General features: G+C 76.1%; 23 protein-coding genes and 1 pseudogene. 17 read left to right on the top strand and 7 right to left on the bottom strand.

The genetic code is table 11. The annotated features are described in order from the left end of the window. Positions 1–19: 19 nt before the first annotated feature. From K1Y72_RS09360 to K1Y72_RS09350, 3 genes are all read left to right on the top strand, one after another. Complete coding sequence (locus tag K1Y72_RS09360; protein WP_220165227.1) at positions 20–2,122, top strand: glycosyltransferase family 39 protein; 2,103 nt, start codon at positions 20–22, stop codon at positions 2,120–2,122. Between the two features lie 91 nt (positions 2,123–2,213). Beyond that, positions 2,214–2,522, top strand: a complete 309-nt coding sequence (locus tag K1Y72_RS09355) for a 4a-hydroxytetrahydrobiopterin dehydratase (protein WP_220165226.1) — start codon at positions 2,214–2,216, stop codon at positions 2,520–2,522. Further along, the gene (locus K1Y72_RS09350) at positions 2,519–3,343 is read left to right on the top strand and encodes a class I SAM-dependent methyltransferase (RefSeq protein ID WP_220165224.1); all 825 of its coding nucleotides are present in this window, start codon (positions 2,519–2,521) and stop codon (positions 3,341–3,343) included. The genes K1Y72_RS09355 and K1Y72_RS09350 overlap by 4 nt, the downstream gene beginning before the upstream one ends. Positions 3,344–3,374: 31 nt before the next feature. Here K1Y72_RS09350 and K1Y72_RS09345 read toward each other — a convergent pair whose 3' ends face one another. Genes K1Y72_RS09345 through K1Y72_RS09335 form a run of 3 tightly spaced genes read right to left on the bottom strand, consistent with a single transcriptional unit; the run spans position 3,375 to position 6,243 of the window. Further along, entirely contained in the window at positions 3,375–4,151 is a 777-nt protein-coding gene (locus K1Y72_RS09345) for an SDR family NAD(P)-dependent oxidoreductase (protein WP_220165222.1), read from the bottom strand. A 26-nt stretch (positions 4,152–4,177) separates the two neighbouring features. Next, entirely contained in the window at positions 4,178–4,375 is a 198-nt protein-coding gene (locus K1Y72_RS09340) for a hypothetical protein (RefSeq protein ID WP_220165220.1), read from the bottom strand. After that, positions 4,372–6,243 (bottom strand): hypothetical protein, encoded by a 1,872-nt coding sequence (locus K1Y72_RS09335; RefSeq protein WP_220165219.1) that lies wholly within the window; start codon positions 6,241–6,243, stop codon positions 4,372–4,374. The genes K1Y72_RS09340 and K1Y72_RS09335 overlap by 4 nt, the downstream gene beginning before the upstream one ends. Before the next feature lie 125 nt (positions 6,244–6,368). On the opposite strand from K1Y72_RS09335, the gene K1Y72_RS09330 reads away from it, so the two are divergent. The 4 genes from K1Y72_RS09330 (at position 6,369) to K1Y72_RS09315 (ending at position 9,409) form a co-directional block, all read left to right on the top strand. After that, positions 6,369–6,857 (top strand): hypothetical protein, encoded by a 489-nt coding sequence (locus tag K1Y72_RS09330; RefSeq protein WP_220165217.1) that lies wholly within the window; start codon positions 6,369–6,371, stop codon positions 6,855–6,857. A gap of 3 nt (positions 6,858–6,860) precedes the next feature. Next, positions 6,861–8,228 carry a hypothetical protein gene (locus K1Y72_RS09325; RefSeq protein WP_308286972.1) on the top strand — a complete coding sequence of 456 codons (1,368 nt, stop codon included), beginning with the start codon at positions 6,861–6,863 and terminating at the stop codon, positions 8,226–8,228. A 59-nt stretch (positions 8,229–8,287) separates the two neighbouring features. Next, entirely contained in the window at positions 8,288–8,542 is a 255-nt protein-coding gene (locus K1Y72_RS09320; RefSeq protein ID WP_220165215.1) for a three-helix bundle dimerization domain-containing protein, read from the top strand. An 87-nt stretch (positions 8,543–8,629) separates the two neighbouring features. Then, entirely contained in the window at positions 8,630–9,409 is a 780-nt protein-coding gene (locus K1Y72_RS09315; RefSeq protein ID WP_220165213.1) for a carbonic anhydrase, read from the top strand. Between the two features lie 56 nt (positions 9,410–9,465). Here K1Y72_RS09315 and K1Y72_RS09310 read toward each other — a convergent pair whose 3' ends face one another. Beyond that, positions 9,466–11,211 carry a glycoside hydrolase family 16 protein gene (locus tag K1Y72_RS09310; RefSeq protein WP_220165211.1) on the bottom strand — a complete coding sequence of 582 codons (1,746 nt, stop codon included), beginning with the start codon at positions 11,209–11,211 and terminating at the stop codon, positions 9,466–9,468. A 352-nt stretch (positions 11,212–11,563) separates the two neighbouring features. Here K1Y72_RS09310 and K1Y72_RS09305 point away from each other — a divergent pair, with 352 nt between their 5' ends. After that, positions 11,564–13,009 carry a PucR family transcriptional regulator gene (locus K1Y72_RS09305; RefSeq protein ID WP_220165209.1) on the top strand — a complete coding sequence of 482 codons (1,446 nt, stop codon included), beginning with the start codon at positions 11,564–11,566 and terminating at the stop codon, positions 13,007–13,009. Between the two features lie 87 nt (positions 13,010–13,096). Continuing rightward, complete coding sequence (locus K1Y72_RS36080) at positions 13,097–13,513, top strand: DoxX family protein (RefSeq protein ID WP_258572194.1); 417 nt, start codon at positions 13,097–13,099, stop codon at positions 13,511–13,513. 40 nt (positions 13,514–13,553) lie between these two features. Here K1Y72_RS36080 and K1Y72_RS09300 read toward each other — a convergent pair. Beyond that, a pseudogene (locus tag K1Y72_RS09300) lies at positions 13,554–14,777 on the bottom strand (3-oxoacyl-ACP synthase III family protein); the annotation flags it as partial. A 230-nt stretch (positions 14,778–15,007) separates the two neighbouring features. Between K1Y72_RS09300 and K1Y72_RS09295 the strand changes: the two are divergent. From K1Y72_RS09295 to K1Y72_RS09280, 4 genes are all read left to right on the top strand, one after another. Continuing rightward, complete coding sequence (locus K1Y72_RS09295; RefSeq protein ID WP_308286971.1) at positions 15,008–15,988, top strand: acyltransferase domain-containing protein; 981 nt, start codon at positions 15,008–15,010, stop codon at positions 15,986–15,988. A gap of 111 nt (positions 15,989–16,099) precedes the next feature. After that, positions 16,100–17,953, top strand: coding sequence for an acyl-CoA dehydrogenase family protein (locus K1Y72_RS09290; RefSeq protein WP_220165205.1), 1,854 nt, complete (start codon positions 16,100–16,102; stop codon positions 17,951–17,953). A 549-nt stretch (positions 17,954–18,502) separates the two neighbouring features. Continuing rightward, on the top strand, positions 18,503–18,946 hold the full coding sequence (locus tag K1Y72_RS09285; RefSeq protein ID WP_220165203.1) for a hypothetical protein: 444 nt from the start codon (positions 18,503–18,505) through the stop codon (positions 18,944–18,946). A 669-nt stretch (positions 18,947–19,615) separates the two neighbouring features. Next, positions 19,616–20,191: a TerD family protein gene (locus tag K1Y72_RS09280; protein WP_220165201.1), complete on the top strand. Its 576-nt coding sequence runs from the start codon at positions 19,616–19,618 to the stop codon at positions 20,189–20,191. A gap of 217 nt (positions 20,192–20,408) precedes the next feature. Here K1Y72_RS09280 and K1Y72_RS09275 read toward each other — a convergent pair whose 3' ends face one another. Both K1Y72_RS09275 and K1Y72_RS09270 read right to left on the bottom strand, forming a co-directional pair. Beyond that, the gene (locus K1Y72_RS09275; RefSeq protein WP_308286970.1) at positions 20,409–20,846 is read right to left on the bottom strand and encodes a RidA family protein; all 438 of its coding nucleotides are present in this window, start codon (positions 20,844–20,846) and stop codon (positions 20,409–20,411) included. A 48-nt stretch (positions 20,847–20,894) separates the two neighbouring features. Then, the gene (locus tag K1Y72_RS09270) at positions 20,895–22,631 is read right to left on the bottom strand and encodes a class I adenylate-forming enzyme family protein (RefSeq protein ID WP_220165199.1); all 1,737 of its coding nucleotides are present in this window, start codon (positions 22,629–22,631) and stop codon (positions 20,895–20,897) included. Between the two features lie 248 nt (positions 22,632–22,879). Between K1Y72_RS09270 and K1Y72_RS09265 the strand changes: the two genes are divergently transcribed. From K1Y72_RS09265 to K1Y72_RS09250, 4 genes are all read left to right on the top strand, one after another. Next, entirely contained in the window at positions 22,880–23,665 is a 786-nt protein-coding gene (locus tag K1Y72_RS09265; protein ID WP_220165197.1) for an HAD-IIA family hydrolase, read from the top strand. Positions 23,666–24,484: 819 nt separating this feature from the next. Beyond that, positions 24,485–25,303 carry a DUF3152 domain-containing protein gene (locus tag K1Y72_RS09260; protein WP_308286969.1) on the top strand — a complete coding sequence of 273 codons (819 nt, stop codon included), beginning with the start codon at positions 24,485–24,487 and terminating at the stop codon, positions 25,301–25,303. A 10-nt stretch (positions 25,304–25,313) separates the two neighbouring features. After that, positions 25,314–25,940 carry an IMPACT family protein gene (locus tag K1Y72_RS09255; protein WP_220165193.1) on the top strand — a complete coding sequence of 209 codons (627 nt, stop codon included), beginning with the start codon at positions 25,314–25,316 and terminating at the stop codon, positions 25,938–25,940. A gap of 123 nt (positions 25,941–26,063) precedes the next feature. Continuing rightward, positions 26,064–26,768: histidine kinase (locus K1Y72_RS09250; protein ID WP_258572193.1), on the top strand; the 705-nt coding region annotated here is incomplete at its 3' end.

Below are 26,768 nucleotides of genomic sequence, written 5' to 3'. Positions count from 1 at the left end.
ACAGGGGGACGGAGAACAGATGACCTCGACACTGCCGAGGCCGGAGACCGGCCGGGGGACGGCCGTGCGGGCCGGGTGGCGGGCCGGGTGGCGGCAGCGGCCGGGCGATCCGGTGTGGGCGCGGCCGGCGCTGCTGGTGCTGCTCGCCGCGACGGGTGTGCTGTACGTGTGGGGGCTCGGCGCGTCCGGGTGGGCCAACGCGTTCTACTCGGCGGCCGTGCAGGCGGGCGCCACGAGCTGGAAGGCGTTCTTCTTCGGCTCCTCCGACGCCGTCGGCGCCATCACGGTGGACAAGACGCCGGCGGCGCTGTGGCCGATGGAGCTGTCGGCCCGGATCTTCGGGGTGAACTCCTGGAGCATCCTGGTGCCGCAGGCGCTGATGGGCGTGGCGACGGTGGCGCTGCTGTACGCGGCGGTGCGGCGCACGCTCGGCCGCACGCCCGCCAGTGTCGTCCCGGCGCTGCTGGCGGGCGCGGCGATGGCGCTGACTCCGGTCGCGGCGCTGATGTTCCGGTTCAACAACCCCGACGCGCTGCTGGTGCTGCTGCTGACGGGCGCGGCGTACGCGCTGGTCCGGGCGCAGGAGCGCGGGTCCACGCGCTGGATGGCGGTGTGCGGGGCGCTCGTCGGGCTGGGGTTCCTGGCCAAGATGATGCAGGCGTTCCTGGTGGTGCCGGTGTTCGCGCTAGTGTACCTGGTGACGGCGCCGGTGGCGGTGCGCCAGCGGATCGTGCAGGTGCTGGTGGCGGGCGCGGCGATGGTGGTCGCGGCGGGCTGGTGGCTGCTGGCGGTCGCGCTGACGCCGGCCGGGTCGCGGCCCTACATCGGCGGGTCGCAGCACAACAGCGTGCTGGAGCTGGCGCTCGGCTACAACGGCATCGGCCGGCTGAACGGCAACGAGACCGGCGGCCTGGGCAACCTCAACCAGGACTCGGGGCTGCTGCGGATGTTCGGTTCGGCGTCGGGCGGTCAGATCTCCTGGCTGCTGCCGGCCGCGCTGGTCCTGCTGGTCGCGGGCCTGGCGGCCACGTACCGGGCGGCCCGCACCGATCGGGTGCGGGCGGGGCTGCTGGTGTGGGGCGGCTGGCTGCTGCTCACCGGGCTGGTCTTCTCGTTCATGCAGGGGATCTTCCACGACTACTACACGGTGGCGCTGGCGCCGGCGATCGCGGCGCTGGTCGGGATCGGCGCCGGGGTGCTGTGGGAGCGGCGCTGGACGCCGGTGCTGGCGGGCGCGGTCGCGGTGAGCGCGTGGTGGGCCTACGTGCTGCTGTCGCGGACGCCGGACTGGCACGGGTGGCTGCGGCCGCTGGTGCTGGTCGCGGGGCTGGGGCTGGCGGCGGCGCTCGCGGCGGGGCGTTTCCTGCCCGAGCGGGTGGTCGCGGTCGCCGGCGGCGCCGCGGCGCTGGTGCTGCTGGTGGCGCCGGGCGCGTACGCGCTGGACACCGTCCAGACGCCGCACACCGGTGCGATCGTGACGGCGGGTCCGAGCACGGGCGGCGGTTTCGGCGGGATGCGCGGCGGGGGTCCGCGCGGCGGCTGGAACGGCGGCGGCCAGGGCATGCGCGGTGGCGGTTTCGGCGGCATGCCGCCGGGCGGCGGCACCGGAACCGGCCAGAACCAGAACGGGCAGAGCAACCAGAGCCAGAACGGCGGCAACCCGTTCGGCGGCGGCTTCCGCCCCGGCGGCGGTGGCCAGGGCGGTCCCGGCGGCGGCGGTGGTGGCGGGCGCGGTGGCGGTCCGGGCGGGCTGCTGAACGCGGCGACGCCGAGCGCGCAGGCCACGGCGGCGCTGAAGGCGAACGCCTCGGCGTACACGTGGGCGGCGGCGACGGTGGGGTCCAACAACGCGGCCGGCTACCAGCTGGCGACGGGCCTGCCGGTGATGGCGATCGGCGGCTTCAACGGCACCGACCCGGCTCCGACGCTGGCGCGGTTCCAGCGGCTGGTGTCCGACAAGAAGATCCACTACTTCGTCGGCGGCGGCAGCGGCGGCGGGATGGCGGGCCGCGCGAGCAGCGGCAGCGACGCCGCCCAGAGGATCAGCGAGTGGGTGGCGGCGAACTTCACCGCGACGACGGTCGGCGGGGTCACCATGTACGACCTGACCGCCGCGCGCTGACCCGTCCCTTCCCCGCCCCTGCTCCCGGTTCCCCGGGGGCGGGGGCGGGCCTCGTTATGCTGGCGGGACGCCGCACCGAGGAGTGATCGCGATGCCCGCCCTGCTCGACGACGCGCAGATCGCCGCCCGCCTCGCGGAGCTGCCCGGCTGGACGCGCGCGGGCGACGAGATCCGCCGCACGCTGCAGGCGCCGTCCTTCCTCGCCGGGATCGGCCTGGTCGCGCGGGTGGCGGAGGCGGCCGAGGAGGCCGACCACCATCCCGACATCGACATCCGGTGGCGGACGCTGACGTTCGCGCTGTCCACCCACTCCGAGGGCGGCCTGACGGCCAAGGACTTCGCGCTGGCCGCCGCCATCGACCGGCTGGCGGGCGAGGCCGGCTGCGAGGGGGCGCGGTGAGGGTCGAGCTGACCGGCGTCCCCGAGACGCTGCTGTGGAACCTGTACCAGCGGGCGGCTGCGGCGCGCGGTCCGCGCCCCGTGCTGGAGGATCCGCGGGCCGTCGAGCTGGTGGAGGAGATCGACTACCCGTTCGGGCGGTTCGGCGGCACGGCGATGGCGCCGTGGCACGCGCTGCGCGTGCGGACTTTCGACCGGGCCGTGCGGCGCTTCCTGGACCGCTGCCCCGACGGTCAGGTCGTGGCGCTCGGCGAGGGCCTGGAGACGCAGTTCTGGCGCGTCGACAACGGCCGGGTGCGGTGGCTGACGGTCGATCTGCCCGAGACGCTGGACGTGCGCGAGCGGCTGCTGCCGGGCGATCCGCCGCGCCGCCGCTCGCTGGCGTGCTCGGCGCTGGACCTGCGCTGGACCGACGAGGTGGACGCCTCGCGCGGCGTCCTGGTCACCGCGCAGGGCCCGCTGATGTACCTGGAGCCGCCGGAGGTGCGGGGGCTGCTGGCGGCGTGCGCGCAGACCCTCCCGGGCGGCGCGATGGTGTTCGACGCGGTGCCGCCGCTGCTGGCCCGGGGCACCGCGTCCAGAGCGGCGTCGGGTGCGGCGTCGGGTGCGGGTGGCGCGGGGTACCGGGCGCCCGCGTGGCGGTGGACGCTGCCGCCGCGCGCCTGGCGGCGGGTGGCGACGGCGTCCCCGGCGATCGCGTCGGTGCGGAGCCTGGCGTATCCGCGGGGGCGGGGCCTGTACGCGCTGGCGCCGCTGGCGGGACGGGTGCCGCTGGTCCGCGACCTGCGCATGTCGATTCTGGAGCTGCGGTTCGCGTCCTGACCGGGCGGCGCCGCGCGGCGTCCGGTGAGGATCAGTGGGCGGCCATGCCGCCGTCGACGAACAGGGTCTGGCCGGTGATGTAGCCGGCGGCGCGGGAGGCCAGGAAGACGGCGGCGCCGGCGAAGTCCTCGGGCAGGCCGTTGCGGCCGATGGTGGTGGCGGCGGCGAGCTGGGCGATGCGTTCGGGGTCTTCTTGCAGGCGGCGGTTGAGTTCGGTGAGCACGAACCCGGGGACCAGGGTGTTGCAGGTGACGCCGTGGGGCGACCACGCCTCGGCCTGGGAGCGGGCCAGGGCGGTGAGGCCGGCCTTGGACACGCCGTAGGCGCCGCTGGAGACGAACGCGCGGAACGCCTGCTGGGAGGAGATGTGCAGGATGCGGCCGAAGCCGCGTTCGGCCATGCCGGGGCCGAAGCGCTGGCCGAGGAGGAAGGGGGCGTCGAGGTTGACGGCCATGGTGGCGTCCCAGACGTCCTCGCCGAGTTCGCCGAGCGGGGGCCGCAGGTTGACGGCGGCGTTGTTGACCAGGATGTCGGGCTCGCCGAAGACGGCGGCGGCCTCGTCGGCGGCGCGCTTGAGGGTGTCGCGGTCGGCGAGGTCGGCGCTGACGCGCGCGGCGCGGCAGCCGAGGCCGCGCAGTTCGGCGACGGCCTTGTCCAGCTCGGCCTCGCGGCGGGCGACGAGCACGACGCTCGCGCCCGCGCGGGCCAGGGCCTCGGCGATGGCCCTCCCGATGCCGGTGGCGCCGCCGGTGACCAGGGCGGTGGTGCCGTCCAGGGAGAACAGGCCGGACAGGTAGTCGTTGCTCATGTGCGCACCCTAGCCAGGGCGCGGGTCTAGCCCGACACGCCGGGGCGTTCCTCCTCGTCCTCGACGTCCTGCGCGCTCTCGTCCTCGTCGTCGCGGTGGCGGTCGCGCCAGACGATGACGGCGATGACGGCGACCACGACGAACGTCGGGACGAAGAAGGGGATGGCGCTGACCACCGAGTGGGTGGCGAGGACGCCCTCGCCGGCGGGGAGCGGCGGGGTCATGTGGTCACCGGTTCCCGGGGCCCCTGGGGCTCGGTGCCGGTGGGGGCGCGGGCGGGTTCGGGCAGGGCGCGGGCGATGCGGGCGACGCCCCAGCCGAGGGCGATCACCATGGCCAGGGTGCAGAGCAGCACGATCGCGGCGCAGGCGGCCCACAGCCAGCCGGGCACGTCGGACTTCAGCTCGCGCTGCAGGATCGAGCGCTCCTTCTGCACGGGCCGGGTGAAGTGGGCGGGTGCGGGCAGTTCCTTGGCGCCGATGGCCTCGTCGTCGGGCAGGTAGATGGGGACGGCGGCCAGGTCGCGGCCGTCGTGGACGCGCACCAGGGTCTTCCAGTCGCCGTGGACCGGGACGGGCCGGGTGGTGCGGTAGACGCCGGGCGACTGCTCGGTGAGGCGCTCGACGTGCAGGCCGCCGCCCTGCCAGGCGGTGATCTGGACCCAGGCGGGGTGGTCGGCGATGGTGCGGGGGTTGAAGGTGACGACGGCGTTGACGGTGCGGTGGTCGCCGCTGCGGGCGTCGGTGAGGTCGATGGTGGCGGTCTGGTTCTTGGGCGTCTGGAAGAGCTGGCAGTTCAGCGCGGCGGCGGAGAAGGCGATGATGGCGGCGGTGAACAGGCCGCGGGCGATGGCGGGGCGGGGCAGGCGGCCCTGCAGTCCTTCGGCGAGCATGGCGCCGCACACGCCGCCGGCGACGCCGCCGACGACGGCCATCAGGACGCCCTCGACGACGATGTCGCCGGTCCAGGGCAGGACGAACGCCACGTGGGTCCAGGCGTACTCGGTGGCGAACCCGGCGGTGCCGATGAGGACGCCCGACACCGCGCCGAGGGCGAGGGGGCGGCGGGCGAGCGGCAGCGCGGCGAGTTCCACGCAGAGGGCCTCGCCGAAGTACAGGGGCACCGAGGCCCACAGCTGGCCGATGGCGCCGCCGACCAGCAGCGACACCCCGCCGCGCACGAGCATGTAGAAGACGACGGCGAACACCGCGCCGCCGCGGCCGACCCACAGGCGGGCGGCGACCAGGGCGACGCCGGCGGCCAGGGCGATGAGCAGCGGCTGGTGGACCTGGCGGAACTGCTCGACGCCGAAGTCGAACTCGGCCTGGTAGACCGACAGGCCGATGAGCAGGCCGCCGGCGTGCATGCCGCGGCGCACGTACCGGCCCCAGGCGGGCAGGTCGCCGGTGCTGTCGTCGTGGGCGGCGCGGCCCTCGCGCTCCAGGATCATCATGGCGACCAGGGAGAGGCCGGCGCCGCCGATGAGCATCAGGTGGGTGGGGCCCCACAGGGTGACGTCCTGGCCGAAGATGCGGTGCCAGACGTCGTCGAGGGGGAAGCCGAGCAGGGCGTAGAAGCCGGTGCCGGCGAGCAGGACGCCGCCGGCGGGGGCGTACCAGTCGCGGGTGATGCGGACGGCGGCGCGGCCGGGGCGCACGCCCTTGGCGGGCAGCACGACGGCCAGGACGCCGGCGGTGAAGATGCCGAACAGGCCGATGAGGATCGGGTAGTGGGCGATGTTGGCGAGGGGCCCGCTGTCGCGGCCGCGGGTGATGTGCAGGGAGATGTCCCAGTACATTCCGAGCAGTGCGGTGAGCAGCGAGCCGAGGGCGACGATGATGGGCAGCGACGACCAGCCGGGCAGGCCGCGGCCGAGGCCGCGCTCGGACAGCGCGGCGAGGCGGCCGAGCAGGGTGATGCGGCCGCTGCGGTGCCCCCAGCCGAGGACCAGCAGGACGGCGGTGAGGACGGCGGCGGCGACCGAGGCGCCGATCACCTGTCCGAGCGCCGCGCCGCCCGCCGGCCTGTTCCCGGCGGCCCCGAGGAGGGGCGCCGCCGCGTCCAGCCCTGTTCTTGCCACTCGATCCAACACGGGTGCTCCCATGACCGCCGTTTCGGGGTGCGAACCCCCCCAACGGATTATGTCACTCTTGAATGTGTCATTGTCTAGTGTCACGTTCTGTGGTGCGGGGCACCGTGCCCGGAGAGGGAGGCGCGATGGGAGCCAGGAGGCCGCGGGGCCGGATCGGGAAGCGTCCGGTGCGGATGCTGGTGCCTGCGGTGGCGGCGGTGGTGCTGGCCTGCGGCGCGGCGTGCGGCGAGCCCCCGCCGGACGCGGGCGGCGCGACGGGGACGCCGGCGACGGCGGCGACGCCGTCCGCTGCCGCGAGCGGCCCCGCGGCGTCACCGGGCGGTGACAGTGCCCTCACCCAGGTGAACGTGAGCGTCACCCAGGGGCGGGTCCGGGCGTCGGTGGGTCCGGGCGGCGCGGCGGTGCGGACGGTGAAGGTCCGGCTGGGCGCGCGGGTGCAGGTCACCGTCACCAGCGACGTGGCCGAGGAGTTCCACCTGCACGGCTACGACCGGGAGGCGGAGGTGGCGGCGGGCCGGCCGGCGTCGCTGCGGTTCACCGCCGACCGGCCCGGGGTGTTCGAGGCCGAGTTCCACCACTCGGGCGCCCGCGCCTTCGAGCTGCAGGTGAAGTGACCCGTGCTGGGCGGCGGGCTGCCGGCCGGCGGGATGCCGGGCGGCGTAGTGCTGGGCGAGGGGGTGCTGGCGCACGGCCTGGGCGGGCGCACGGACCTGCCGATGGACGGGCTGACGGCGATCGTCGGCGGCGGGGCGGCGGTGGCGGCGTCGTTCCTGGCGCTGACGGTGGCGTGGAAGCGCCCGCGCCTTCGCCCCGAGGGCGGCCGTCCGCTGCCGGCGGGCCTGGCGCGCGTCCTGGACGGGCGCGCGCTCACCTGGGCGGGGCGGGTCCTGGCGCTGGCGGCGGCGCTGCTGGTGGTGGTCGTGGCGTTCGCCGGGCCGCCCACCGACGCGGAGAACCTGGCGCCGTGGGCGCTGTTCGTCACCTTCTGGGTGGGGCTGGTGCCGGCGAGCGTGCTGCTGGGCCCGGTGTGGCGGCGGGTGAACCCGCTGCGCACGGTGCACGCGGCGCTGTGCGCGCTGACGCGCACCGATCCGGGCGGGCGGCGGGCGCTGCCCGAGGCCGTCGGGTACCGGCCGGCGGCCGGGTGGCTGACGGGGTTCGTGTGGCTGGAGCTGGTGGCGCCGAACCGCTCGGATCCGCGCGTGGTCGGCTGGCTGATCGTGGGGTACGCGGTGGTGAACGTGGCGGCGGCGTGGTGGTTCGGGCGGGGGTGGTTCACGCGCGGCGACGGCTTCGAGGCGTACTCGTCGCTGATGGCGCGGCTCTGCCCGGTGGGGCGGCGCTCGGACGGGACGCTGGTGTGGCGGACGCCGCTGACCGGGCTGATGCGGGTGGGCGGCGAGGCGGGGCTGGCGGCGACGGCGTGCGTGCTGATCGGCTCGACGGGTTTCGACGGGGTCACCCGCACCACCTACTGGCGCGACAACGTCGACCCGCGCAGCCTGGCCGCCGGGACGGCGGGGCTGGCGGCGGCGATCGGGGTCGTGGCGCTGCTGTACTTCGGCGCGATGCGGGCGAGCGCGGCGCTGACCGGGCTGACCGGCCAGGACGCGGCCGCGCTGGCGGGGCGGTTCGCCGCGACGCTGCTGCCGATCGCGTTCGGCTACACGCTGGCGCACTACTTCTCGTTCTTCCTGCTGGAGGGGCAGATGACGTTCATCCTGGCCAGCGACCCGTTCGCGACGGGGGCGAACCTGCTGGGGCAGACCGGCTACCGGGTGGACTACGGCCTGGTCACCCCGGCGGTCACCGCGCAGGTGCAGGTGAACGCGATCGTCCTCGGGCACATCTGCGGCACGATCGCCGCGCACGACCTGGCGCTGCGCACGCGGCCGCGCGACCGGACGCTGCGGGGGCAGGCGCCGATCGCGCTGGTGATGGTGGCGCTGACGTGCGCGGGCCTGTTCGCCCTGCTCAGCGGCTGAGGCCGGGCGCGCGCCGGTCGCCAGGCGAAGCCGGTTCACCCGTTGTTCATGTGCTGGTCATGTTCTGGACGGTCTCGGCACACCGGTTCGCGGGAATCCGTGCCGGTATGGATGCTGATGTCGCGACCCGTGAGCAGACCGCCATGCACCAGGTGACCGACCGCCTGGTGAGCACCTTCGGCGCCGATCGCGGCGCGCAGGAGGTCGCGCGCACCATCGACGAGATCCACCACCGTTTCGACGGGCGCCCGATCCGCGACTTCGTGCCGGTGCTGGTGGAGCGCTACGCCCGCCAGCGACTCACCGCCGCCTGACCCACTCCCCTCATCGGCGTTCCCTCCTTCGGGCCGCCGCTGACCTGCCATGATGGTGGTGCGGCGGGGGTCTGAAGGGGAGAACCGATGACTTTCGCGTGCGCGCCGGTCGGCCGTCGTGCCCTGCTGGCGGCGGGGCCCGCGCTGCTGGGGTCGATGGCGCTGGGGCCGGTGGTGCTGGGCGGTGCGGGCGGCTGCGCGGGGACGGCGCGGCATGCGGCCGCGGCGGGCGGCCGCGATCCGCGCGAGCGGCTGTCGGCGGCGCAGGCGTGGGCGCGGCTGGCGGCGGGCAACCGGCTGTGGGCGGCGGGGCGTCCCCGGCGTCCGGACGCCGACGCGGCGCGGCGGCGGCAGGTCGCGGCGGGGCAGGCGCCGCTGGCGACGGTGGTGGCGTGCATCGATTCGCGGGTGGCGCCCGAGGTGGTGTTCGACCAGGGGCTCGGGGACGTGTTCGCGGTGCGCACCGGCGCGCAGACGCTCGACGGCCTGGTGGCGGGCTCGGTTGCCTTCGGGCCGCTGGAGGGCGGGACGCCGCTGGTGGTGGTGCTCGGTCACCAGCGCTGCGGCGCGGTGACGGCGGCGGTCGCGGCGCTGGAGGCGGGGCGGCGCCCGCCGGGCGGGCTCGCCGACGTGGTGGGGGCGCTGCGTCCGGCCTACTACGAGGCGCGGCGGGCGGGGGCGGGCGACCTGGTGGAGCGCACGGTGCGGGCGCAGGTGGTGCGGACGGCGCGCGCGGTGGCCGGTGACCGGCTGCTGGCGGCGCGGGTGCGGGCGGGGACGCTGGGGGTGGTCGGCGCCTACTACAGCCTGGACTCGGGGTGGGTGAGCGTCCTGTCGACGGCGGGTCCGGTCGGCGTCGCCGTCTGAACGTCCCGGCCGCCGGGCGGGAGGCTCGCGCGGGCGGCCCGAGGGGTGTCAGGGCGTCAGGGCGTCGGGGTGGGGGTCGGGGCGCAGGGGGCAGGGGTCTCGTCCGAGGGTGTCTCGTCCGAGGGTGTCCCGCCGGTCGCCGTCGCTGTGGGGGTGGGGGCGGGGCTCGGGGTGGAGCCGTCGGCGGGGGCGCGCCAGATGCGGACCCGGTCGACGTCCATGACGACCTTGGCGGGGGTGGTGCGGTCGCGGCAGGAGCCGGGGCCGCGGTCGCAGATCTGGTCGTTCTGCAGGGCCAGGCCCATGGGGGTCTGGCGGGGGCGGATCGGGCCGGTGTAGGTCCAGACCTTGCGGCCGTCGATCCAGAAGGTCAGGCCGCCGGGCAGCCAGTCCAGGGCGACGGTGCGCCAGCGGGTGAAGTCGGCGGTGACGGTGCGGCCGGCCTGGGCGTCGTCGTCGCCCTGGTGGGTGAACAGGCCGGTGGTGCGGCGGGTGGCGTCGGTGACCTCGGCGAAGTCGATCTCGGCTTTCTCGGGCCGGCCGAAGTGCTCGGGCCACAGCAGCGCGACGGCGGAGTAGCCGGCGCCGGCGTCGGCGCGCATGCGCACCTCCCAGCGGCCGTAGCGCTGGTCGAGGGTGGAGGCGACGCCGCCGGACAGGTCCTTGCCGTCGTAGAGGGCGCCGGTGAGGTGCAGCTGCCCGCCCGAGACGGTGGTGGCGGCGCGGGTGCGGGGGTTGACCTTGGCGTCGGGGCTGTCGTAGACGACCCATTTGGCGGGGTCCAGGCGGGTGCCGTCGAAGTCCTCGGTGACGGCGGGCGCGCCCCAGCCGCCGTTGCCGTCCGCGCCGTCGCCAGCGCCGTCGTCGTTGCCGCCGGCGCCGGTGCCGGGGTCGGCGGGGGTGGTGCGGGCGGCGTTGTGCTTTCTCATGACGGCTTGCAGGTCGGGGTGGCCGTCGGTGCCGTCGGCGTCGGCGAGGGTGGGGCAGGCCCACTGCTGCTGGTGTCCCCAGGAGTAGCTGATGTCGAGGGCGGGGCGGGGGACCAGGCCGTGCCAGCGGTCCAGGAGGGATTGCAGCTGGCGGGCGGTGGGCAGGCGCCAGGAGTCGTCGCCGGAGGTGCAGGTCTGGCCGAAGGTCTGGAAGACCGGGACCATCATGCGGCGGGGGAAGCCGGCCTTGTCGGCCTGCTTCACCATGGCGTCGACGGCGTCCAGGTCGCAGCCGGTGCGGCCGGTGCGGCAGGGGTAGGGGTCCAGGCCGATGAGGTCCAGGTGGGTGGCGTCGGGGCGCAGGGGCCGCATGGACCAGTCGGTGAGGGAGGCGAACGCCTTCTGGCCGGGGGCGTGCTCGTGGACGGTGTCGGCGCGGCGGCGGATGTCGGCGGCGATGCCGGGGCACTGCTGGGGGTCGGGCTCGTCGGACAGGTACCAGCCGTAGACGCGGGGGTTGTGCGCCAGGCGTTCGACGGCGGCGGTGAAGTCGTCGATGTCCAGGGCGAAGTCGCCGCAGGTGAAGTTGCCGGCCCAGACCATGGCCTTGGTCCCGGCGGGCAGCGCGTCGATCTCGGCGGGGTCGGGGCCGACGTCGAACAGGTCGTAGCCGAGGGCGGCGGCCTTGGCGCGGTCGCCGGCGTCCATGTTGAGGGCGAGGTGGCGGGTGCCGGGGTCGGGGCGGTCGGCGGTGGTGGTGGCCGAGCGGGGGGCGGCCGCGCCGGTGGTGGGGGCGAGCAGGAGTCCGGCGAGCGCTCCGGCGAGGGCTCCGCCGGTGGCGGCGGAGGCGGTCCAGGCGGCCAGTCGTCGCATGGGGTGTCTCCCGACATCGGGTGCGGTGATGTGGGGTGCTGGTGCCGATTCTGTGCCGGTTCGCCGGTGGGGGCGAGCCTTCGTCCGGGATCGTTCTGGGTCTGACGCTGCGTGTCCGGCCCGCCGGCGGGCCGGTGGCCCGGACGGTGGTCTGGACGGTGGGACGGCCGCCGGGCTGGACGTGCGTCCGGGCGCGGGCGGTGCGGGGCGGGGGTGTTGTCAGCGGGGTGACAACGCGGGCGCGGGTGGCGTACGCGCGGTGAGTGTCGTTCCTGGCTTCGGTTACTTACCGTCGGAGCCCTGGAGCCCCGGGGGCGGGCTCGCGGATGCGGTCGGTCGGAGGTGGTCGAGGATGGCGTTGCGGCGAGCGGGTGTGGACGCGCCGGCGGGCGAGGCGGCGGCCGCCGCGGCGGGCGGCGGATCGGGCAGTGGGCCGGATGGTGGGCCGGATGGTGCCGTCCGCGCCGGGTCGGGCGGTGCGGAGGCGGTGGTGCGGCCGGTGCGGGCGGCGTTGTCGGCGCAGCCGTGGCGCGATGTGCCGGCCGAGGAGGCGCGGTGGATGCGGCCGCAGCTGCCGAAGGTGCAGACGATCATGGTGGAGGGGGTGCTGCGGCACGTGCCCGAGTACGCGCGTCCGGGGGACGCGGTGTACCTGCGGGTGGTGGAGTCGGCGGTGGCGCACGCGATGGAGCACTTCGTGCAGATCATCGCCGATCCCGACACCTCGTGGAAGGAGATCTACCAGGTCTACTTCGACGTGGGGTACGGGGAGGCGGTGGAGGGGCGCAGCCTGGAGAACCTGCAGAACGCGATGCGGATCGGGTCGCGGATCGCCTGGCGGTGCCTGGCGGTGGAGTACGAGCGCCAGGGCCGGCCGATGCGGATGATGAGCGTGATGGCCGAGGCGAACTTCGCCTACCTGGACGAGCTGACGTCGGCGGCGGCCAACGGGTACGCGCGGGCGCGGGAGAAGGCGGCGGGCGAGCGCGAGCAGCGGCGGGGGCGGCTGCTCGGGCTGCTGCTGTCGGACGCGGCGGTGCCGGCGGAGGTGGTCGGCGAGCAGGCGGCGCTGGCGGGGTGGCCGCTGCCGCAGCGGCTGGCGGTGGTGGTGCTGCGGCCGCGGGCGGGGCAGGGCGGTGAGGGGCCGGCGGGGCTGCCGCCGGAGGTGCTGACGGGGCTGGACCACGGGCGTCCGTGCCTGGTGATGCCCGATCCGGCGGGGCCGGGGCAGGCCGAGCGGCTGGCGGGGATGCTGGCGGGGTGGACGGGGGCGGTGGGCCCGGTGGTGGAGCCCGGGCAGGCGGGGGTGTCGCTGCAGTGGGCGCGGCGGACGCTGGAGCTGGTGGAGGGCGGGGCGGTGCGGGCGCCGGAGGGTCCGCGCGGCCGCGCGGCACGCCCGGTGCGGGCGGCCGGACCGGGTGCCGGGGGGCGGGGCGGGGGCCGGGCGGGGATGCTGGTGTACGCCGAGGAGCATCTGCCGAGCCTGCTGCTGCACGAGGGCGGGGCGCTGGCGGAGATCGTGGCGGCGCGGCGGCTCGGTCCGCTGTCGGCGGCGCGGCCCAAGCACGGGCTGCGGCTGGCGGTGACGCTGCTGGAGTGCCTGAAGAACGGTTTCAACGCCACGGGCGCGGCGGCGTCGCTGCACGTGCACCCGCAGACCGTCCGCTACCGGCTGGGGCAGCTGCACGAGCTGCTGGAGTTCGATTTCGAGGATCCGCAGATCCGGCTGGAGCTGATGCTGGTGCTGCACGTGTGGATCGAGCGGGCGCGCGCCGGAGCGGACGCGGAAGATCTTTGAGAAGTTCCCGGGCGCGGTGTCGATCGGGGGCGGGGTGTTCGACGCAGGGGTGAGAGCACGACTCAGCGCCTTGCGAAGGAGACCGTCATGACCGCGATCCAGACCCCCGCCGCCGCCTCCGCCTCTACTTCGACGCGTGTCCTGTGGGCGTTGCAGGTCCTGGTGGGGCTGTTCCTGCTGGTGGGGTCGGCGATCCCCAAGTTCGTGGGGCAGAGCGACGCCGTTCGGGTGATCGCCGAGATCGGCTGGGGTCAGTGGCTGCGGTACGTCACCGGGTTCTTCGAGGCGGCCGGGGCGATCGGCCTGATGGTCCCGCGGCTGGCGGGTGCGGCGGCCACCGGGCTGATCGCGCTGATGATCGGCGCGGCCGCCGTGCAGGTCACCGTGCTGGGCTCGGTGGCGGGCGCGGCGTTCCCCCTCGTCCTGGGCGTGCTGTTCGCCTTCGTGGCCCGGCGGCGCCGCGCCGGCACGCTCGCGCTGCTGCGCGTCCTGTTCGGGCGCTGAGCGCGGCTGGTCCTCGCGGGCGGGGCGGCCAGATGAGCAAGGCGTGTCCCCAGGTGAGTCCGGCGCCGAAGCCGGCGAGCAGGACCAGGGATCCGGGGTGCAGGCGGCCGTCGGAGGCGGCGCGGTGCAGGGCGTAGGGGAGGCTGGCGGCGCCGATGTTGCCGACGTCGTGGCCGGCGATGGCGAGCTGGTGGTCCTCCAGGCCGGCGCGGGGGGCGAGGGCGGCGACGAGCTTGGGGTTGGGCTGGTGGGGGACGACCAGGTCCAGGTCGGCGGGTTTGAGGTCGGCGCCGGTGGCGGCCTCGCCGACCAGGCGGGGCAGGATCGCGGTGATGAAGTCGCGGACGGCGGCGCCGTCCATGTGGATGGTGTGGCCGAGGCCGGCCAGGGTGGCGGGGCTGGCGGGGGTGCGGCTGCCGCCGGCGGGGATGAGGACGTCGCCGGCGCGGGTGCCGTCGGAGCCGAGGCCCATGGAGACGATGCCGTAGGGCGCGGGGACGGGGCCGATGACGGCGGCGGCCGCGCCGTCGCCGAACAGGGCGGCGGTGGCGCGGTCGCCGGTGTTGAGGAAGCGCGAGTAGACCTCGACGCCGATGACCAGGGCGTAAGGGCCGGTGCCGCCGCCGGTGCCGGTGGCCTGGCCGGGGGTGTGGTCGGGGGTGTGGGTGGTGAGCCAGCCGACGGCGGTGTGCAGCCCGTAGACGAAGCCGGTGCAGGCGGCGGCGATGTCGAAGGCGGCGGCGTGGGCGGCGCCGAGCGCGGCCTGCACGCGGCAGGCGGTGGCGGGGCCGAGCTCGTCGGGGGTGGAGGTGCCGAGGACGATGAGGCCGAGGTCGGCGGCGGTGAGGCCGGCGGCGTCCAGGGCGGCGCGGGCGGCGGTGGTGGCGAGGTCGGAGGCGGCTTCGCCGGGGGCGGCGAGGTGGCGGTGGCGGATGCCGGTGCGCTGCTCGATCCAGCCGGGTTCCAGGCCGATGGAGCGTGACAGCTCGTCGCTGCTGAGGCGCTGGGCGGGCAGGTGGACGCCGGTGCCGAGGACGCCCCAGGGGTGGCGGGCGGTGACGCGGCCGGCGTGCGGGCGGCCGTGCGCGGGGTGCTGCCGGGGGCCGGGCGGGGCGGCGGGTCCGGCGGCGTCGGCGGGGGCGCGTTGGGGGCGGCGGGTGCGCGCGTGCTCGCGTCCTGCATCGCGTCCGTGGTCGCGGGTGGGGCGGTGGGTGTGCGCGTGCGGTGCGGCGGGACGGCCGGGTCCGTCCGGTTGCTCGCTCATGTGCGTGCTCCCCTCGCCCGGTCCGGGTGGTGATCGGGCGGTCGGCGCGGCGCCGGGCGGCCGGACGCGGTGACGTGCCGGCCGGTTGCCCGGTTTTCGCCACAGAAGGTTGTCAGACCATTTCTACACATGAATAATTTAGTTTCGTCATTTATATCCCGTATCTGTCCGTTAGGTGGTGTTTATCTACTCGGGGTGGGTTTTCTTCCCTTCAGGTAAGGAGAAAGGCCGTGGGTGACGGGGCAGTGGGAGCGGCGTGGCCGCCGGATCCGGGGCCGGGGGCGGTGTGCGCGTTCCTGTTCGCGGGCACCGGCTCGTCGGGACCGCCGGATCTGCGGCGGGCGGTGGCGGCGGGCGGCGCGGTCGAGGAGGCGGTGCGCGGGGCGCTGGCGGAGGTGGCGCGGGGGGTGCCGGCGGGCGGGCCGGATCTGGAGCGGGTGCTGGTGGACGATCCGGCGTCCTACGGCGCGGTCGCCGGGGACGCGGGGACGGCGCAGCTGGCGGCGTACGCGGCGTCGGTGGCGGTGGTGCGGGGGATGGCGGCGGCGGGAGTGGTGCCGGGGTTCGCGGTGGGGCAGAGCTTCGGGGAGATCGCGGCGCTGGTGTGCGCGGGGGTGTTCACCGTGGCCGAGGGCGCGGCGATGGCGGCGAGCCTGGTGGGGGTGCTGGGCGAGCGGGGAGCGGGCGGCGGGATGGGCCTGGTGCTGGCCGACGAGCGCGCGGCGGGCGAGCTGGTCGCGGCGGCGGGGGAGCCGTCGGTGGTGGTGGCGTGCGTGAACGCGCCGCAGGCGACGGTGCTGGCGGGTCCGCAGGGCGCCCTGGAGCGGGTGCTGGCGGCGGCGCGCGAGGGCGGGGTGCGGGCGGTGCGCCTGGCGGTCCCCTACCTGGCGCACCATCCGGCGATGGCGGGCGCCGACGAGGAATGGTACAAGATCATCCGCGGTTTCCGGCAGCGGCCGCTGCGGATGGCGGTGCACTCGCCGGTGCGCGGCCGCGCCTACCGCGACGACGACGATCTGCACCGGGCGCTGGCGGACTGCATCGTGGCGCCGGTGCGGCTGCCGGCGGCGCTGCGCGCGGTGCACCGCGCCGGGGCGCGGGTGTTCGTGGAGGCGGGCGGCGGTGCGGCGCTGTGCCAGTGCGCGCGGCTGGCGATCCCGGGCGCGCGGACGCTGGCGCCCCTGGAGGCGGCCGCGCCCGGCGGCGGCTGAGCGGCCCGCGTCCCTCAACGTCCCCGCGTCCCGCAGCCCCCCACGCCCCCCCCAGCGCCCTCAACGTCCCTCAACGTCCTTGCGTGTCCTTCGAGCGGCAGGAGCAGTGCGATGACCACACCCACCCCGGCCCCGTCCTCCCGTCCGTCCTCCGGTCCGTCCCCCGGCCCGTCGGCGTTGCCGGTGCCCGACGCGGGTCTGCTGCGGTTCGTGCGCGGGCCGCTGGACGGCAAGGTGCGCGAGCGGCTGGCGCGGGCGGTCCCGGCGGAGTTCTTCTCCCATCCGGGCGGGCTGAGCGCGCGCGAGCGGCAGGAGCTGACGTACCGGCGGCTGGCGCGGGCGGGGCGGGAGGCGCCGCCGGCGCGCGAGCTGCTGGCCGATCCGCCGGCGCTGTGCGCGCTGCTGGAGCGGGCGGCGGTGGCCGATCCGGCGCTGTTCCATGTGATGCTGCTGCACTACACCCTGGCGCTCGGGCCGATCCTGCGGTTCGGGGCGGGGCAGCCGGGGGTGGCGGGGGCGCGCGAGGACCTGGAGTCGCTGCGCTCGTTCGGGACGCTGCTGATGACCGAGGCGGGGCGCAGCAACAGCCACCTGTCGCCGCGCACCACGGCGCGCTTCGACGCGGCGGCCCGCGAGTTCGTGCTGGACACCCCGGACGCGGCGGCGGCCAAGTTCCCCACCAACAGCGCGCACCCGGACGTCCCGAAGGTCGCGGCGGTGTACGCGACGCTGGTGCACCAGGGCCGCGAGCAGGGGGTGTTCGTGTTCGTGGTGCCGCTGCGCGGCCTGGACGGGTCGGTGCCGGCGGGGGTGTCGATCGTGGCGGCGCCCGAGACGTCGGGGCTGCAGGTGGATTATGCGGCGGTGCGGCTGTCGGGGGTGCGGGTGCCCTATGACGCCTGGCTGCGCGACGGGGCGTCGCTGGCGGCCGACGGGTCGCTGGTGGATCCGGCGGGCGGGGCGGCGGCGCGGCTGACGCGCTCGATGGGGATCGCGCCGGCGGTGTGGCGGGCGGTGATCTCGGCGATGGCGGCGGTGACGCGGGCGTCGGCGGGCCTGCTGCTGGCGCATTCGGCGGGGCGGGTGACGCTGGGGCGGCTGGCGCCGCAGCGTCCGCTGACCGACTACCGCAACCAGCGCGAGGCGGTGCTGGGGGCGCTGGCGTCGGCGTACGCGCTGACGGCGGTGGCCGGGCACGTGCAGGCGCGCCGCATCGACGCCGATCTGCCGCCGGGGGCGGGCGGGGGCGCGTGGGCGCCGTGGTCGGCGGTGGACCGGGACCTGGCGCTGTTCAAGGTGTCGGCGACGGGCCGGGCGCAGGAGGCGGTGTCGCTGTGCCGGCTGCACAGCGGCGCGCCGGGGTTCGCCGCCGTCGACCGGCTGAACGGCTACCGGCAGCTGGCGCACGCCTACACCAACGCCGGCGGTGACAACGAGCTGATCCTGTTCGACACCGCGCGGGCGATGGCCGAGGGCGACCGCTACGCGCCGCCGCAGGTGGCGGGCGCGGTGCCGGCGGGCGGCGACTTTTTGGATCCGCGGGTGTGGCTGCACCTGGCGGGCGACCTGGAGCGCCGTCTGGGCGACCGGCTGACCGCGGGGGTGGCCGAGGCCGCGCGGGCGGGCGCCGAGCCGTTCGCGGTCTGGAACGACCGTCTGGCGCTGGGCGCGGCGGCGGCGGGCGCGTTCGCCGACCGGGCGGAGCTGGCGGTGGTGGCCGAGGCGGTGGAGGCGGGCCCGGCGGTGATGCGCCCGCTGCTGGGGCTGTACGCGCTGGACTGGATGGAGCGCCGCGCGGGTCTGCTGCTGGACACCGGTGTGGCGGGCCCGGGGCTGATCGCAGGCGTCTGGGAGGCGCGCCGCCGCCTGAGCGACGAGCTCGGCCCGCGCGCCGCCGCCCTGGCCGCCGCCTTGGACCCGCCCACCGAACTGACCGCCCCGATCTCCTTCATCACCGCCCCCTGACCGCCCCGCCTCCGCCGCCGCGCCCCGGGCGGCCCGCTGGACCCTCTCCGCCCGCCTTCGGGCGGCGGGGACTGTGAAGGCCCGGCCCGCATGCCGGGCCGGGCCTTCACAGCGGGCGGATCGGGTTCAGGACGCCGGAAACCGGAGAGCGTCCGCCGCTGAAGCCGTCGCCGTCCGGCGGCGGGCCGCGCAGGGCGAGGCCGTTCGGGTGGCGGGGTTCGGGCGAGGAGCGATGAGGAGTGATGAGGTCGCCGGCCGGGAAGCAGGGGTGTCGGCCTTAGCGGTCGGGGAGCATGGCCAGGGCCTGGGATCGCTGTGCGACGAGGTCGTCGTGGGTGCCGTCGCGTTCGGTCCAGCGGTGCATGAGAAGGGCAGTGACAGCGACGAGAAACTGCGGCTCCTGGCCGCGCTGCCGCACACCGGGTCCGCCGGTGCGGCCCGCGACGGACCGGCGGACGCCCGCGCCCGAAGTCGCCCTGACCGGCACGCGCCGTCCCGCGCCGTAGCCGGTCCGGCCCGGTGTCGGCGGGGGTGGCCAGGGTGCGGTCGATGTCACGTTCCGCCGGTTCCGCCGGTCCTGTCCGGGGAGCACCGATCAGGACGGCCGAAACGTCCCCGCAGGCCGCTCCCGGCGACTGGGACGAGGCGCTGAGCGATGCCTTCGCGCTTCTGCTCGGCGGGCGGCCGGCCGGTGACCCGGCCGCCCGCTACGGGGTGTACTACGCCTCGGAGTCGTTCGATGAGTTCCTGTTCCCCTGCCGCTGGGCGACGCCCGAGGCGCTGGCGGCCCGGGAGCCGCGGCTGCTGCCGGAGGCCGAGGAGGAGGAGTTCCCCTTCTCGCCTTATCCGTGGCGGTTCGATGTCGGCGCGTCGCTGTTCTGCTTCGACCCCGACCTGCTGGCCGGGACCGGGCCGTGGGGCGAGGGCGGGCACAAGGGCCCGCGGCCGTTCGACGACGCCTTCGTCGCCGACCTGCGGGCGGCGTCTTGCTGAGAGCAAGACGGTGAGGCCGTGGTGTCGGGGGCGCGGCTGGGACCGCTGCTGGGCCGTCACGGCGTCGACTTCACGGGCAGGAGGGCCAGGAAGCTGAACGGGTGGCTGGCGGTGCTGCTGCGCGTGGCCACCGACGGGACCCTGGAGGGGGCGATGCGGGCGGCGACGTTCACCGGGCGCGGCCCCGGCCACCTGGTGGCGGCGCGCGAGGCCGCGCGGCCCGGCTCGACCGACGAGCGCTGGCGGGAGCGGCTGGAGGCGGTCTCCCCTCCCGCCCTTGGCGAGCGTCTGCGGCTGCTGTGCCGCACGCCGGACGCCGCGCGCAGCGAGGGCGGCTTCTACTGCGGCACCGATGCGGCACCGACCACTGGCCCGTGCCCGACGTCCTGGAACCGCTCGGGTGCTCGCTGGTGGCGGGCTGGGAGTTCGGGGAGTCCCAGGCCGGTGCCGCCGTCGTGCGCCTGCCGCAAGCGCACCGGGCATGAGTCGGAAGGTCTCGCGGCGGGCAGGAGGGGACGGGCCGGGGGACGGTGCCGGTGCCGGTGCGGGTCGCGTCGGGGTCCTCGTGGCGGCGGGTGGAACCAGCGCCGGTTGGTTACCGTTCTTGGTTACAGAACGTGCGGGCGGTGAGCGCCCGCGTTCGGGTCGCGATACGGAAGGTGGACAACAGTGGGTGTCAGTCTGAGCAAGGGCGGCAACGTCTCGCTGACCAAGGAGGCTCCCGGACTGACCGCGGTCGTGGTGGGCCTCGGCTGGGACGTGCGGACCACGACCGGGACCGACTTCGACCTGGACGCCAGCGCGCTGGTGGTCTCGGGCGAGGGCAAGGTGCTGTCGGACCAGCACTTCGTGTTCTTCAACAACCTCAAGAGCCCCGACGGTTCGGTGGAGCACACCGGTGACAACCTGACCGGTGAGGGCGAGGGCGACGACGAGCAGATCAAGGTGGACCTGGCGGCGGTGCCGGCCGAGGCCGCCAAGATCGTCTTCCCGGTGTCGATCTACGACGCCGACGGGCGGTCGCAGAACTTCGGGCAGGTCCGCAACGCCTTCATCCGGGTGGTCAACCAGGCCGGCGGCGGCGAGATCGCCCGCTACGACCTGTCGGAGGACGCCTCGACCGAGACCGCGATGGTGTTCGGCGAGCTGTACCGCAACGGCGCGGAGTGGAAGTTCCGCGCGGTGGGCCAGGGCTATGCCTCGGGGCTGGCGGGCATCGCCGCCGATTTCGGAGTGAGCGTCTGACCGCTGCCGGGCGGGCGGGTCCGGGGCGCCGGGGCGGGCGCGTGCGAGCGCGGCCGCCCCGGCGTCTTCCTGCCCGGCCCCGGCACGCGGCTTGGTCCGGGCGCCGGTGCGCAGGCCGGCCTCGGCCGAGTTCGCACGCTGCCCTTGGCCTGGTGCGCAGGCCGGTCGGGGCCAGGTCTGCGGGCCAGGTCTGCGGATCCGGCCGGGCCGGGGTCGGTCAGGGGTGCAGGGGGACGACGGCCAGGGCGTCGATCTCCACCAGCAGGTCGTCGCGGATGAGGCCGGCGACCTGGACGAGGGTGGAGGCGGGGGCGATGCCGGCGGGCAGGGTCTGGTCGCGGGCAGCGCGCACGGCCGGCAGGTCGGCCAGGTCGCGCAGGTAGTAGCCGAGCTTGACCACGTGCTCCCAGCCGGCGCCGGCCTCGCGCAGCGCGGTGTGCACGTTGGCCAGGACGCGGCGGGTCTGGGCGCCGGCGTCGCCGGCGCCGACCAGCCGGCCGTCGGCGTCCAGGGCGATCTGGCCGCTGACGGCGACCAGGCGGCCGGGGACCTCGACCGAGACGGCGTGGCTGTAGCCGTTGCCGGGGGCCAGGCCGGGCGGGGCGTACTGGCGGATGCCGGTGCCGGTGCCGGTGCGCAGGTGCTCGTCGCTCACCGGCACCACTGTAGCCCCGCCCTCCCCCGCGGCCGATCATGCGGCCGATCATGCGGTGGGGGGCGGGAGGAGCTCGTCGCGCAGGCGGGTCTTCAGCAGCTTGCCGTTGGCGTTGCGGGGCAGCTCCCCGGTCCGCGCCCACACCCGCACCGGGATCTTGAAGGCGGCGATGCGGCCGTCCAGGAACGCCCGCACGGCCTCGGTGGTGACGTCGGCGGGGTCGGTGCCGGGGCGGGTGTGCACGACGGCGCCGACCTGCTCGCCCAGGACGGGGTCGGGGATGCCGATGACGGCGCAGTCGTCGATGGCGGGGTGCTCGTGCAGGGCGGCCTCGACCTCGGCGCAGTAGACGTTCTCGCCGCCGCGGATCAGCATGTCCTTGGCGCGGTCGACGATGTAGACGAAGCCGTCGTCGTCGATGCGGGCCAGGTCGCCCGAGCGGAACCAGCCGCCGGTGAAGGCGGCGGCGGTGGCCTCGGGGCGGTTCCAGTAGCCCTTGATGACGTTGGGGCCCTTGATGAGCAGCTCCCCGACCTGTCCGTTGGGCAGCGGCTCCCCGCCGTCGGCGGCGTCGGCGGCGTCGGCGCCGGCGCCGGGGTCGACGACCTTGACGTCGCAGACCGCGACGGGCGGTCCGACGCTGTCGGGGTGCTCGGCGTAGTTGGCGCCGGAGTTGTAGGTGGTGACCGAGGAGGTCTCGGTGAGGCCGTAGCCGTTGCCGGCGGTGCGTTGGGGCAGGCGCTCGCCGATGGTGCGCAGCAGGGCGGGGGCGGCGGGCGCGCCGCCGTAGGACACGCCGGTGAGGCTGGAGGTGTCGTAGTCGGCGAAGCGGGGGTGGTCCAGGACCTGCCAGGCCATGGTCGGCACGCCGCCGAAGCCGGTGACGCGCTCGCGTTCGATGAGCCGCAGGGCCTGCTCGGCGTCCCATTTGTGCATCAGCACCACGGTGCCGCCCTGCAGGGCGCTGCCGACCAGGACCGAGTGGCAGCCGGTGGCGTGGAAGAACGGGACGCTCAGCAGGGTGACGCGCGGTTGGGGGGCGGCCAGCTCTTGCAGGGTGCGGCCGGCGCGCAGGGCGCCGGAGAACACCCCGTAGGCGATGTTGACGGGGTTGCCGGCGATGTTGCGGTGGCTGCCCAGGGCGCCCTTGGGGCGTCCGGTGGTGCCGGAGGTGTAGAAGATCGTCGCCGGGTCCTCCGGGTCCAGGGCGACGGGGACGGCGGGCGCGCCGGGGCGCGGGCCGGTCTGGGCCTGCTCGAAGGGCCGGGCGCCCTGGGGCAGGGGGCCGGTGGCGCGGGCGACCAGCAGGGTGAGGTCCAGTCCGGGCAGGACTCCGGCCAGGCGCTCGGCGCGCTGGGGGTCGGCGACCAGGACGCGGGCGCCGCTGTCGCGCAGCCCGTAGGCCAGCTCGTCCGCGCTCCACCAGGCGTTGAGGGGGACCACGACGGCGCCGGCGAGCGCGGCGCCGAAGAAGGCCACCGACCATTCGGGGTGGTTGCGCATGGCGATGGCGACGCGGTCGCCCTTGGCCACGCCCAGGTCGGCGGCCAGGTGGCGGGCGAAGCGCAGCGCCCAGGCGTGGTGGTCGGCGAACGACAGGCGCTCCTCGCCGTAGATCAGGAAGGGGGCGTCGCCGTGGCCGCGCGAGACCTCGGCGATGTCGGCCAGGGTGGTGGGCGCGTGCCGCCAGACGCGGGTGGGGACGCCGCGGATGGCGACGGTGTCCATCTCGAAGGGCCCGCCGGGGCCGGTCAGGGCGTCGCGGGCCTGCGCCAGGGTCGTCATGGTGCTCCTCCCGGGGCGTGATGTGGATCACTGTGCTCCCGGGGGCGGCGCCGGGTCAACCTCGGGCCCCGGGCGGCCGGGCGGCCGCGGCGCGGCGCGCGTCCCCGTCACAACGCGGCGCGCACGCCGCTGTGGACCCGCACGCCCCGGCGGCGCACCGCCCGGGCACGTCGATGACGGCCTCGGCGCCCCGGCCGGCGGCGGGGCGGTGTGCGGCGGCGGGGGCGGGGTGCTGCGATGATGGCGCCATGAGCGAGCGCAGGCCGATCGAGTCGTGGTTGTCGGACATGGACGGGGTGCTGGTGCACGAGGGGCAGGCGATCCCCGGCGCCGCCGAGTTCGTGCAGCGGCTGAAGGACTCGGGCCGGGCGTTCCTGGTCCTGACCAACAACTCCATCTACACCCGCCGCGACCTGTCGGCGCGGCTGGCGCAGCTCGGGCTGGACGTCCCCGCCGACGCGATCTTCACCTCGGCGCTGGCGACCGCGGCGTTCCTGTCCCAGCAGCGGCCCGAGGGCACCGCCTACGTCATCGGCGAGGCGGGGCTGACCACCGCGCTGCACGAGGCCGGGTACGTGCTGACCGACCTCAGCCCCGACTACGTGGTGCTGGGGGAGACCCGCACCTACAGCTTCTCCCAGATCACCCGGGCGATCCGGCTGATCGAGCGGGGCGCGCGGTTCGTGGCCACCAACCCCGACCCGATCGGTCCCTCGACCGAGGGGTCGCTGCCGGCGACGGGCGCGGTCGCCGCGATGATCACCAAGGCGACGGGGGTGGCGCCCTACTTCGTGGGCAAGCCCAACCCGCTGATGATGCGCACCGCGCTGAACGTGGTGGGGGCGCACTCCGAGAGCACCGTGATGATCGGCGACCGGATGGACACCGACGTCGTGGCGGGCGTGGAGGCGGGGCTGGAGACGATCCTGGTGCTGTCGGGGGTGACCCGCAAGGAGGACGTGGAGCGCTTCCCGTTCCGGCCGACGCGGGTGGTGGACTCGATCGCCGACGTGGTGGACCTGGTCGACGGCTGAGCCGCGCGCGGACACGGCCCGCCCTGGAACGTTCCGCACGCCGCCGCGCATCGCCGCATACCGCCCTGCCCGGCCCGCCGGACCGGCCGCTCCCACGCCTCCCGTGCCCGCCCGCCGGCTCTCGCCCCGTGACCGGGCGTTCTCGCCCACGTCCCGCCCATGACGGGCCACGGCGTGACGCGGTCTTGCGACGCGCGTTCGGGCGCGCGTTCGGGGCCGTCCGCCGATGGGCGCGGCGCGCCCACCGCGCGCCGCGCCCGGTCCCGCCCGGTGCAGTGGTCCCGTTGGACGCGCGGCGGAACCCGACGGCCGTCGCCGGGGGAGTAGTGCGCAAGGTCGGGCGCCGGGCCGCCGAATCGGTCGGCGTTTCGGCGTCCGAGGACCCCAGGCCCCTGGTGCCAGGTGAGCGATCGCCGTGAGGGTGGGCCGTCGGGTGCGCCGTTGGTGGGATGGTGGTTCGCCGGCGGTTCGCCAGCGCGTGTACGGCTGTGCGGTGTTCCTGCGGTGTTCCTGCGGTGTTCCTGCGGTGTTCCTGCGGTGTTCCTGCGGCGTTTCTGCGGTGGCCCTGCGAGGGTGAGGCGTTGGCGGCGCCGTCCCGGCGGTGTCCGTGTCGTCGGCTCGGGCGCAGAGCGGCGGCTGGACGGGTGGCCGGACGGCGGGGCGCCGAGCGGGCGTGCCGGGTGCGGTGGGTGTGGCGGGGGGTGCCGGTGGGGCGGGGCCGTTACGATGCGCAGTGACTCCCCCTTACCGATCACTGACCGGAGTGTCGTGCACGATCTCAAAGAGCCTGTGCCCGCGGTGCCGCCGCGCGGTTCCCGCGTGCGGGGGCGGCGCGGGCGGGTGGTGGTGCTGTCGGCGGTCGCCGGGGCGGCGGTGCTGGCCGCGGGCGCGGGTGCGGTGGCGCTGCTGCCGGGCGACGAGCCGGACCGGGCGGGCTCGGGCGCCGGTGCTCCCGCCGCCTCGGCGGGCGGATCGTCGCAGGCGCCGGCCGCCCCTTCGCGCTCCGCCACGCCCTCACCGTCGTCACCGTCGTCATCGTCGTCATCGCCGTCGGCGTCGGGTCCGGTGGTGAACGGGCGGGTGCAGCCGCCGCGGGTCCGCTCGCCCCAGGCGGCGTCGGGCCGGTATGCGATGGTGAGAGGGTCGGCGGCGCCGCCGCGCGGGTCGCGGGGGCCGCTGGTGCGGTACGCGGTCGAGGTGGAGCGGGGGCTGCCGTTCAAGGGCGCCGACTTCGCCGCGCAGGTGCAGCGGGTGCTGAACGATCCGCGGTCGTGGGGGCACGGCGGGCGGATGCGGTTCCAGCGGGTGTCGTCGGGGCCGGTGCGGTTCAAGGTGGCGCTGTCGAGCCCGGCGCTGACCGACCGGATGTGCGCGCCGCTGATCACCGGCGGTGAGCTGTCGTGCCGTAGCGGTCTGCGGTCGGTCATCAACGCGCGCCGGTGGGGGCTGGGGGCCGCCACCTACGGCCGTGACCTGGTGACCTACCGCGAGTACGTCATCAATCACGAGGTGGGGCACGCGCTCGGGCACGGGCATCTGCAGTGCCCGGGGCGCGGGCGGCTCGCGCCGACGATGGTGCAGCAGACCAAGTCGCTGCAGGGGTGCCGTCCCAATCCCTGGCCGTTCCCGGGAGGGTAGGGCCGGCGGGGTGTTCACCGTCCGCACGGGCGGCGCGGCCGAGCTGCAGGTGCGCCGGTCGCGGTTCGTGTGCACGCTGGCGCGGGTGGGCGATGAGGCCGAGGCCGCCGCGTTCGTGGCGGGCCTGCGCCGCGCGCACCGCGAGGCCGCCCACAACTGCAGCGCCTACGTGGTGGGCGAGCGCGGGGAGTTCACGCGCAGCAGCGACGACGGGGAGCCGGCGGGCACGGCCGGGGTGCCGATGCTGGAGGTGCTGACGCGGCGCGGCCTGACGGGCGTCGCCGCGGTGGTGACCCGCTATTTCGGTGGGGTGAAGCTGGGGGCGGGCGGTCTGGTGCGCGCCTACGGGCAGGTGGTCGCGGCGGCGGTGCAGGCGGTGGGGATCGCCGAGCTGGTGCCGGTCGTCACGGTGACGGTGCGGCTCGAGCACGCGCCGGCGGGCCGCTTCCTGGGCGATCTGCACGCGCGCGGACTCCAGCCGACCGAGGTGCGCTACGGCGCGGACGTGCAGGTCGATGTGCCCGTCGCGCTGGAGCGGGCCGCCGAGTTCGCGGCGTGGGCGGGTGAGGCGACGGCGGGCCGCGCACGGCTGAGCGAGGGCGCCCGCGGCTACACCGAGGTCCCCGTGACCGGCTGATCCCCCCGTCTCTCCCGCCCCGCGCCCCTGTCCCGTCGCCCTCTTGCGCGGGGCGCCGGCGGCCCGGTGGACCTGACTTTCGGCAGTATCGACCGCTGGTGGGCGGCTTGTAGCGTGGGGCCGATGACGGCGTGGATGGGGCGGGCGCGTCCGGTGGCGGTGCTGGTGGACGCGGCCCTGTGGCTGGTGCTGGCCGTGCCGGTGGTGGCGGGTGCGGGATGGCCGCAGCAGGCGGACCGGATGCGGTGGTGGGCGCAGCCGGCGGGGCTGGTGGTGCTGGCCGCCGCGGTGGCGGCCGGGCGGCGGTGGCCGGTGGTGCCGCTGGCGGCGGTCCTGCTGCTGACGGCAGTGCACGGCAATTTCGTGTTCGGGCTGCCGGTGGTGGCCTACCTGGCGGGGCGGCGGTCGGCGGCGCTGTGGCCGTTCCCGGCGGTGTTCGTGGCGGTGCTGGTGGCGGGTGCGGGCTGGAACCTGGCGCGCGGGGTGGCGGTGACGTCGTGGTTCCCGCTGACGGTGTGGCTGGTGCTGCTGGGCGTGCTGCCGTGGCTGGCGGGCCGGTCGTGGCGCCAGTACACGGCGCTGCTGCACGCAGGGTGGGAGCGGGCGGCGCGGCTGGAGCGCGAGCAGCGGATGGTGGCCGAGCGGGCGCGGCTGCGCGAGCGGGCGCGCATCGCGCGCGACATGCACGACTCGCTCGGCCACGAGCTGGCGCTGCTGGCGGTGCGCGCGGGGGCGTTGCAGGTCGCGGCGGGGGCGGGGGGGGCCCCCCCCGCCGGGGGGGGCGGGGCGGGGGGGGGGGGGGGGGGGGGGGGGCGCCCCCCCCCCGGG

Origin of the sequence: Actinomadura parmotrematis (genome assembly GCF_019458805.1) — a bacterium.
GTDB classification, from domain to species: domain Bacteria; phylum Actinomycetota; class Actinomycetes; order Streptosporangiales; family Streptosporangiaceae; genus Spirillospora; species Spirillospora parmotrematis.
This window is presented reverse-complemented; position numbering and strand designations above follow the sequence as displayed.